The following is an 8,491-nucleotide window of genomic DNA, read 5'->3' as shown; positions in this document are numbered from 1 at the left end:
TTGGGTGCGGGCGCGCGCCGCGGCGCGCGCCCGAACCTCGCGGGGGGGGCGGGGCGCCGGGGGCCGGCGGGGGGGGGGGGGGGGGCCGCCCGCGCCCCACCGCGTGGACCGGGCTCGCCCGGGCGGCGGGTTCCTCGGCGCGTCGTCAGCCGCTCGCCAGGGTGTCGAGGTGGCGGCGCAGCACCGCGCGCAGTGCGTCCGGGCCGACCAGGTCGGGGTGCTGGACGGCTTGCAGGGTGAGGCCGTCCAGCAGGGCGGAGAGCCGGCGGGTCTCGACGTCGAGGTCGAGGCCGGGGAGCAGCGCGCCGGAGCGCTCGGTCTCGACCAGGACGCGCCGCACCAGTTCGTCCAGGCCGGCCTGCAACTCGGCGGCGCGGGGACGTAGTTCGGGCCGGGTGCGGGCGGCGGTGACGAACGAGAGCCAGAGTGCGGACTCCTCCCGGCGCCGGGCGTCCAGTGGGAGGGTCTCGGCGAGCAGCCGGGCGGTCTGCTCGCGCCGGTCGGTACCGGGGGTGGGCTCCGGGTCGAGCAGGGCGCGGGCGTGGGTGCGGACGCGGGCGTCGATCCGACGGGCCAGTTCCTGCATCGCGAAGAGCATCAGCTCGGAGCTGCCGGCGACGTAGTGGCGGACCGAGCCGACGGCGAGTCCGGCCTCCTCGGCGACGTTGCGCAGTGAGGCGTGCTCCAGGCCCTCCCGGGCGGCGACGCGCAGGACGGCGTCGGCGACGGCCTGGCGGCGTTCGACGGGGTCGACGATCTTCGGCATGTTGCCGTTATAGCACGGGCGAGCTACATTGCTGCCTGGGCTGATTTAGCACGGCTGAGCTATAAAAATCGGGGAGTGGGGCGGGGATGGGCAACTGGGTGCACGTGGCACTGATCGGGGTCGTGGTGGCCGTGGTGGTGGTCCGGCGGCTGCGCGGTGAGCCGCTCAACGCGCGGGACCTCTTCGCGCCGCCGGTGGTGCTCACCGCCCTCGGGTTGTGGGCACTGTCGCAGCGGCACGGCCTCGGGGTGGGCGACTACGTCTGGATCGGCGCCGGTGCGGCGCTCGGTGTCGGCCTCGGCGCGCTGCGCGGCGCCACCATCCGGGTGTACGAGCGGGAGGGCGTGCTGTGGCAGCGCTACACCGGGCGGTCCTTCCTGGTGGCCGTGGTCTCGCTCGCCGCGATGGCGGGCTTCGCGCTGCTCGCCGAGCGCGGCGGCCTGGCGGCGGACGCCCGTCCGGTCCAACTCTCCATCGGCGTGGGCTTCCTGGGGGAGGCGCTGGTGGTCGGCTACCGCGGGCTCGCCTCCGGGGCCCCGTTCGCGCCCGAGAAGCGGGGCGCGAGGTCGCCGCTCGGGCCGGATCGATTCGGGCGGTGACTTTGGTTGTCGTCGACCCTGTTGGTAGCTGTGGTTGTCGCCATGACTGCTGTGGAGATCACCACCGAGGAGCAGGCCGAACTGGCCAAGGCCCTCCTCGACGCGCTCAATCCCGTCGCCGCCGCCGTGCGAGCCCGGGCGACCGGGCTGCCCGAGGAGCGGATGTGGCACGCCGATCCGGCCGAGATCGCCCTCTCCGTGCTGGCTGCCTGACGGTGAGGTCGAGCGACTTGCCGCGACCGCGGCCGCCACCGCCGGCTCCTACGGCGCCAGCTACGAGCAGCTGGGCGCCGTCTGGGGCATCACCCGGCAGGGCGCCCGGAAGAAGTGGCCGGAGGCCGTCAGCCGTCCGGCGGCCCGGCCCGGCTCGCTCGAACTGTTCGGCGGAACATTCGAGTTGGCCGCGGACCGGGCCGCCGACGGCTGGCACTGGACGGCTGTCGGCGCCGACGGGGTGAGCGGCGAGGCGGCCGCCGGCCACCCGACCCGGGAGGAGGCCGCCGCTCACGCCGGTGCCTTCCTCGCCGAGCACGCCTAGGGCGTGTCTCCTTGATGTCCCGAAGGCACGGGGTGCTTGCTGGCCTCGGCTTCCGGCCGAGGCTACGGGCAACTCCCGCCATCAGTGCGGGCTGAATGCGCTTGCGGAACGGTCATTCGCAGACGCTCAACCGAGAATGGCCGCCCGGACCGGCAGGTCGGCTGTGAACCGGGCTAGTCTCGCTCGCGCACCTCGGCGGCCGCTACGCCAGCTCCAGAGGCAGATCCCTCTCAGGGCGCTCAAACAACGAGTACACCAGCGATAATGCGAACAGGCCCGGTCCCCGAGTACCCCCCACGTCGTCTCGGGCAGATGCCCCCGCGGATCGACCGGCAACAGGTCCACCCGGCCGTCCGGCCACCCGCGAAGCCCAGCGGGACTGATCCATCTCGGAGCCGGTCAGCCGAACGCCCCCTGGGCCAGCCCGGGAAACCGGCCACCCCGCCCTTTTGTCGCGGCTCGGTCAACCTGTCCGGACACGATCCGGCGCTCGCAGAACTCTCAAAGCTCGCACATCTGATCGTCTCTGCTGGCCAGGTATCGTCGCGGGCGTCGCACCCGATCGCTGCGGGCAGCCTGTCGGCCGGTCATAGTCCTGCCCGGGGCAGGCCCCGCTCGTGTCGGTCCCCGGGGCAGGCCCCGCTCGTGTCGGTCCCCGGGGCAGGCCCCGCTCGTGTCGGTCCCCGGGGCCGGCCCCTCGCGCGGTGGCCTTCGGCGGCGTGGCTGCAGGCTACGAGAAGATGACCGAGCGGATCCTGAAGAGGGGGCCAAGCTTCTTGCCCGGGTTCATCACGTAGTAGACGTCGCCGTTGCAGTCGGTGTCCAGGAAGACCGTGGCGGTGGCGTTGGTGAAGTTCCGCGGGGAGGTGGCCGGTTCGAGGTCGGTGGCCCCGTCCAGGTTGAGGCACACGCCGCTCACGGGGTCGGGCAGTAGTCCCTCCTGGCCGCCCAGCAGGCCGTACTTGTAGAGGAAGTCACCGGTGGCGGCGTTGGCGGAGCCGGGGACGGCGAGGAGGAGTGTGAGGGCGCCGAGGGCGGCGACACCGGCGTTGCGAAGGCGCATGGGAACGTCCTGTCCGGAAGGGGGCTCGCTGCCCGGGCCCGGGCAGCGAACAAACAATTCCCCTGGCGCATCCGCCCAACCAGCATGCCACCCGTTCGGCTCAATGAACGGCATGACTCGAATATCTGATTCAACTCCTCTGCATGACCGGGCGTCAGCAACCGCTCTCAGCCACGGCATCCCAGACCCACCCGCTGGACAAGTCACAAGGCGAACCCCGGCCGCGAGGAGCACCGGGCTGGCTCCAGGTCACCTGCGGAGCCATATCAGCACGGCGGCGACGTGGAGCGCGGCCTGGTAGACAACGCCGAGTTTGTCAGTTCGCATCGCCAGGCCGCGCCACTGCTTCAAGCGGGCGATGCACCGTTCGACCGTGTTCCGTCCCCTGTAGGCCTCGCGGTCGAAACCTGGTGGGCGGCCTCCCTGCGAGCCGCGCCGCAGCCGGTGGCGGACCTGGTCCACCGGCTGTGGGACAACCGCCCGAATGTGCCGTTCACGCAGGTGGGAGCGGATCGCGCGAGCAGAGTAGGCGCGATCCGCGATCACGGTGTCAGGTCTGGTCCGAGGGCGTCCCCCGCCGAGGCGCGGCACCCGGATCGCGGCCATGACGGCTGTGAACGCCGGGGCATCGCCAGCCTGCCCCGCCGTCACCACCATGGCGAGCGGCCGGGCCTGGGCATCGCTGGCCAGATGGACCTTCGTGCTCAGCCCGCCGCGTGAACGTCCGAGCGCGTGGTCGGCCGGCTCGCCACGGCCGTGATCCCCTTTGCGTGCGCCAGCCGCGTGTTGGTGGGCCCGGCAGACGGTGGAGTCCACCGAGACGGTCCAGCTGATCTCGTCTTCAGCATCCGCGGCGGCCAGCACGGTGTGAAAGATCCGCTGCCACGTGCCGTCGAGCGCCCAACGCAGCAGCCTCTTGTGCGCGGTCTGGAACGGACCGAGCTCCTCCGGTAGGTCCCTCCAAGGCGAACCAGTCCTGTACTTCCAGGCGATGGCCTCAAGGACACGGCGGTGATCGGCCCACCGACGGCCACGAACCGGATCGGCCGGCATCAACGGCTCGATCCGGCCCCACATCGCATCGCTAACTACCAACCGAGCGGACACATCCGATCAACAGCTCAGCCCATCAACGAGACACGCTCTAGCTCACTCCGAAGACTGCTCCCGCAGCTCCCGGGCGATCAGCTCGGCCAGGTGCAGGGCCCGTCGCCCGTCGGCCAGTTGGGCGATCTGGGTGCGGCAGCTGAACCCGTCCGCGAGCACCACGGTGTCGGGCCCGGCGGCCCGGACCTCGGGCAGCAGGACGCGCTCGGCGATCGCCCGGGACACCTCGAAGTGCCCCCGTTCGAAGCCGAAGTTGCCCGCCAGCCCGCAGCAGCCGGAGTCCAGTACCCGGTTGTCCAGGCCCAGTCGGGCCTCGACCCGGCGGTCGGCGGCGCTGCCGAGCACCGCGTGCTGGTGGCAGTGGGTCTGGGTGACGGCCTCCAGCCGGACCGGGGGGAGCGGCGCCTCCGGAGCGTACTCGTCGATGAACTCGGCGAAGGTGCGCGTCCGTTGGGAGAGTGGGCGGCCTTCCGCGCCGAGGAGTCGGGGCAGGTCCTCGCGCAGGGTGGCGGTGCAGCTGGGGTCCAGGCCGACCACGGGGGTGTCGGCCGGGAGCCCGGTGGCCGCCAGGGCCGCCAGGCTGCGCCGCAACACCCGCCGGGCGGTGCCGAGTTGACCGGTGGAGTACCAGGTGAGGCCGCAGCACACCGGCCCGTCGGGCAGTCGGACGTCGAAGCCCAGGTGTTCCAGTACCTCGACGGCCGAGCGCAGGACGTCGGGCTGGAGGTGGTCGGAGAAGGTGTCCGGCCACAGCAGGACCGGTCGGGCGCCCGCCGGGGTAGGGCGGGTGGCGCGGTGGCGCCGGTACCAGCGGGTGAAGGTCTCGGGCGGGAGGACCGGCAGCACCCGGCGCCGGTCGATCCCGCCGAGCCGTTTGAGCAGGGCGCCGGCCCGGGAGCGGGCCAGCGTGTTGGCGGCCGCGGGCGCCGGTGCGACCATGCGCAGCCACAGTGGCAGCCAGCCCATCGAGTAGTGGGCGAGCGGGCGGGGCCGCCGCCGGTAGTGCTGGTACAGGAACTCGGTCTTGTAGGTCGCCATGTCGACGTGCACCGGGCAGTCGCTCGCGCAGCCCTTGCAGCTCAGGCAGAGGTCCAGGGCCTCCCGCACCTCCGCCGAGCGCCAGCCGTCCGGCACGGCCTCGCCGCGCAGCATCTCGGCCAGCAGCCGGGCCCGGCCCCGGGTGGAGTGCCGCTCCTCGCCGGTGGCCATGTAGCTCGGGCACATCACCCCGGTGGTCGGGTCCACGCACTTGGCGACACCCACGCAGCGGTGCACCGCCCTGGTGAGGCTGCCGTCGTCCTGCTCGTACGGCAGGGCCAGCGGCAGCGGGCGGCGCGGGGCGGTGACGAAGCGCAGGTCGGCGTCGAGCGGGCGGGGGTCGACCAGGGCGCCCGGGTTGAGCAGGTTCTCCGGGTCCCAGATCCGCTTGAACTCGCCGAACAGGGCGATGACTTCGGGCGGGTACATGCGCGGCAGCAGCTCGGACCGGGCCTGCCCGTCACCGTGCTCGCCGGAGAGCGAACCGCCGTACGAGACCGCCAGGTCGGCCGCCTGCTCCAGGAACTCCCGGAAGACCGGCGCCCCGTGCGGCCGGTCCAGCGGGAAGTCGATCCGCAGGTGCACGCAGCCGTCGCCGAAGTGCCCGTACGGCACGCCGTGCAGGCCGTGCCGGCGCAGCAGGGCGCGCAGGCCGCGCAGGTAGTCGCCGAGCCGCTCGGGCGGGACGGCGGAGTCCTCCCAGCCGGGCCAGGCCTGGCCGCCGCCGGGCAGGCGGGTGACGATCCCGGCGCCGGCCTCCCGGACCGCCCACAGCTGGCGCTGCTCGACCGGGTCGGTGACCAGGGCGACGGCGGCCGCGGGCTCCCGGCGCACCGCGTCGGCCAGTCGGCGGGCCGCCTGGTAGGCCGCCAGGGCGGTGGCGCCGCCGGTCTCCAGGAACAGCCAGCACCCGCCCGCGGGCAGCCGGTCCAGGGCGGGCGGGCGCGGGCCGGCGGCGAGCAGGGCGGCGATCAGGTCGGCGGCCATGCCCTCGGCGGTGAGCGGACCGTACGGCAGCAGCGCGGGGACGGCGTCGGCGGCGGCGCCCTCGTCGGGGTAGCCGGCCACCACGAGGGCGCGGGCCGGCGGGTCCTCGACCAGTCGGACGGTGGCGCCCAGCAGCAGCGCGCAGGTGCCCTCGGTGCCGGTCAGCGCCCGGGCCAGGTCGTGGCCGTGTTCGGGCAGCAGCGCGTCCAGCGGGTAGCCGGAGGTGCGGCGGGGCAGCTGCGGCATGCCCTGCCGGATGACGGCGAGGTTGCGGTCGGTGAACTCCTGGAGTTCGCGGTGCAGTCGGCCGGCCCGGCCGGGCCGGTGCGTCAGCGCCGCGCGCTCGGCGGCGGTGAGCCGCCCGCCGACGGTCAGTTCGGTGCCGTCGGCGAGCAGCAGTTCCAGCCGCTCCACGTTGTCGGCGGTGCGGCCCCAGGCGAGCGAGTGGGAGCCGCAGGAGTCGTTGCCGATCATGCCGCCGAGGGTGCAGCGGCTGTGCGTGGACGGGTCCGGGCCGAAGCGCAGCCCGTACGGCCGGGCGGCGCGCTGGAGGTCGTCCAGCACGGTGCCGGGCTGGACGCGGGCGGTGCGGGCCTCGGCGTCCACCTCCAGCACCGCACCGAGGTGGCGGCGGAAGTCCAGGACCACCGCACCGGGGCCGATCGCCTGCCCGCCGACGCTCGTCCCGGCCCCGCGGGCCACCACCGGTACGCCGTACTCCCGGCACAGTGCCAGCGCGGTGCGCACGTCGTCCGGGTCCGCGGGTTTGACCACCCCGAGCGGCAGCTGCCGGTAGTTGGAGGCGTCCTGGCTGTACACCGCGCGCTCGGCGGCGTCGAAACGGACCTCCCCGCGCAGTACGGCGGCCAGTTCACGGGCCAGTTCGGCCCCGGGGACGGTAGAGGGACGGCTCACCTTTGATCTCCCAGGTTGCTCCGGCCTTCGGGCCGGGGAGGAATGGGGGCTTGGCCCGGAGCCGCGAAGCGGCGGAGTGATCCTCGGGGGCGCCGACGTGGGCCGTTGTCAGTGCCTGTCGGTAGGTTGATCTGGTGCATCTTCGGTACTCGTATCGCATCTACCCGACGGCAGGTCAGCGTGCTTCGCTCGTCCGGACGTTCGGGTGTGCGCGGGTGGTGTACAACGACGCCCTCGCGGCGCGAAAGGAAGCCCGTAAGGGCGGCCTGCCCTACCCCAAGAGCACCGATTTGCAGAAGCAGGTGATCACGGCGGCGAAGAAGACCCCTGAGCGGGCGTGGCTGGCCTCGGTCGGGGTGGATCCGCTGATCCGGTCCCTGCGGGATCTGGACACCGCGTACCGGAACTTCTTCGACTCGGTATCCGGCAAGCGCGCCGGTCGGCCGGTCGGGCTTCCGCGGTTCAAGTCGCGCAAGGACAGCCGGCAGTCTCTGCGCTTTACCCTCAACGGGTTCCGCATCCGGGGCAATGGGAAGCTGAACCTGGCGAAGATCGGCGATGTACGGGTGAAGTGGTCGCGGGCACTGCCTGCCGACCCGTCGTCCGTGACGATCGTGCTGGATGCGGCCGGGCGGTATTACGCCAGTTTCGTCGTGGACGTCGAACCCGAGCACCTGCCCGAGGTCGATGCCGAGGTCGGCATCGACCTCGGGCTGACCACCTACGCCGTCCTCTCCGACGGCAGCGTGATCGACAACCCCCGCTTCCTCCGCAAGGCGGAGAGGAAACTCAAGGCTGCGCAGCGGGAGCTGTCCCGCAAGGCCAAGGGATCGAAGAATCGGGCCAAGGCCCGCCGGAAGGTCGCCCGGGCGCACGCCAAGGTGGCCGACACCCGCATGGACTGGCCGCACAAACAGACCACCACGTTGATCCGCGAAACCCAAGCGGTGTACCTGGAGGATCTGAACGTACGTGGCCTTGGCCGTGGCCGTCTGGCCAAGTCCGTCCACGACGCCGGATGGGCCACCTTCCGGCGCCTTCTTGAGGAGAAGGCCGCCCGGTACGGACGCCATGTCGGGATCGTGCACCGCACGTTCCCGTCCTCCCAGCTCTGCTCGGACTGCGGACACCGCGACGGACCCAAGCCCCTGCACGTACGCGAGTGGGCCTGTCAGGTGTGCGGTGTTCTCCATGACCGTGACCTCAACGCTGCTCGCAACATCCTGGCCGCCGGGCAGGCGGACAGGCTAAACGCCTCTGGAGGACCGGTCAGACCTGGCGTGGCGATCCCACGCCAGGCACGGCCCGTTGAACGGGGAACCCACCTCGGTGACCTTCGGACCACGGGTGACCGTGCCGCAGGCGCGGGAGGAATCCCCGTCCTCTAGGGCCTGTCCGGCGGATCTTGCCAGGCGCGCGACGCCGGGCATCCCGCCTGGACGCACGCCCGAATCGCCCAAGTACGTCCAGTACGAGGC

At 72.7% G+C, this 8,491-nt stretch carries 8 protein-coding genes; 4 read left to right on the top strand and 4 right to left on the bottom strand.

Translation table 11 applies throughout. The features are described 5' to 3' along the window. Window positions 1–145: 145 nt before the first annotated feature. Window positions 146–766, bottom strand: a complete 621-nt coding sequence (locus tag ACFWXO_RS01910; protein WP_375883978.1) for a TetR/AcrR family transcriptional regulator — start codon at window positions 764–766, stop codon at window positions 146–148. An 86-nt stretch (window positions 767–852) separates the two neighbouring features. Between ACFWXO_RS01910 and ACFWXO_RS01905 the strand changes: the two genes are divergently transcribed. The 3 genes from ACFWXO_RS01905 (at window position 853) to ACFWXO_RS01895 (ending at window position 1,903) form a co-directional block, all read left to right on the top strand. Continuing rightward, window positions 853–1,365: a DUF1453 domain-containing protein gene (locus tag ACFWXO_RS01905; protein ID WP_380521346.1), complete on the top strand. Its 513-nt coding sequence runs from the start codon at window positions 853–855 to the stop codon at window positions 1,363–1,365. A 42-nt stretch (window positions 1,366–1,407) separates the two neighbouring features. Continuing rightward, window positions 1,408–1,578, top strand: coding sequence for a hypothetical protein (locus tag ACFWXO_RS01900; protein ID WP_375883984.1), 171 nt, complete (start codon window positions 1,408–1,410; stop codon window positions 1,576–1,578). 184 nt (window positions 1,579–1,762) lie between these two features. Continuing rightward, window positions 1,763–1,903, top strand: coding sequence for a hypothetical protein (locus ACFWXO_RS01895; RefSeq protein ID WP_375883986.1), 141 nt, complete (start codon window positions 1,763–1,765; stop codon window positions 1,901–1,903). 730 nt (window positions 1,904–2,633) lie between these two features. On the opposite strand, the gene ACFWXO_RS01890 is transcribed toward ACFWXO_RS01895, so the two are convergent. From ACFWXO_RS01890 to ACFWXO_RS01880, 3 genes are all read right to left on the bottom strand, one after another. After that, a complete protein-coding gene (locus ACFWXO_RS01890) occupies window positions 2,634–2,966 on the bottom strand; it encodes a hypothetical protein (protein ID WP_380521343.1) in 333 nt (110 codons plus the stop codon). Window positions 2,967–3,215: 249 nt separating this feature from the next. Beyond that, window positions 3,216–4,073 (bottom strand): IS5 family transposase, encoded by an 858-nt coding sequence (locus ACFWXO_RS01885; RefSeq protein WP_380521341.1) that lies wholly within the window; start codon window positions 4,071–4,073, stop codon window positions 3,216–3,218. Window positions 4,074–4,115: 42 nt separating this feature from the next. Then, window positions 4,116–7,013 (bottom strand): FAD-binding and (Fe-S)-binding domain-containing protein, encoded by a 2,898-nt coding sequence (locus ACFWXO_RS01880; RefSeq protein ID WP_380521339.1) that lies wholly within the window; start codon window positions 7,011–7,013, stop codon window positions 4,116–4,118. 134 nt (window positions 7,014–7,147) lie between these two features. Between ACFWXO_RS01880 and ACFWXO_RS01875 the strand changes: the two genes are divergently transcribed. Next, the gene (locus ACFWXO_RS01875) at window positions 7,148–8,401 is read left to right on the top strand and encodes an RNA-guided endonuclease InsQ/TnpB family protein (RefSeq protein WP_380521337.1); all 1,254 of its coding nucleotides are present in this window, start codon (window positions 7,148–7,150) and stop codon (window positions 8,399–8,401) included. Window positions 8,402–8,491 lie beyond the last annotated feature (90 nt).

The organism is Kitasatospora sp. NPDC059088, assembly GCF_042738155.1.
Classification (GTDB): Bacteria; Actinomycetota; Actinomycetes; order Streptomycetales; family Streptomycetaceae; genus Kitasatospora.
Note: the sequence above shows the minus strand (reverse complement) of the source record. Positions and strands in the feature narration are given on the sequence as shown.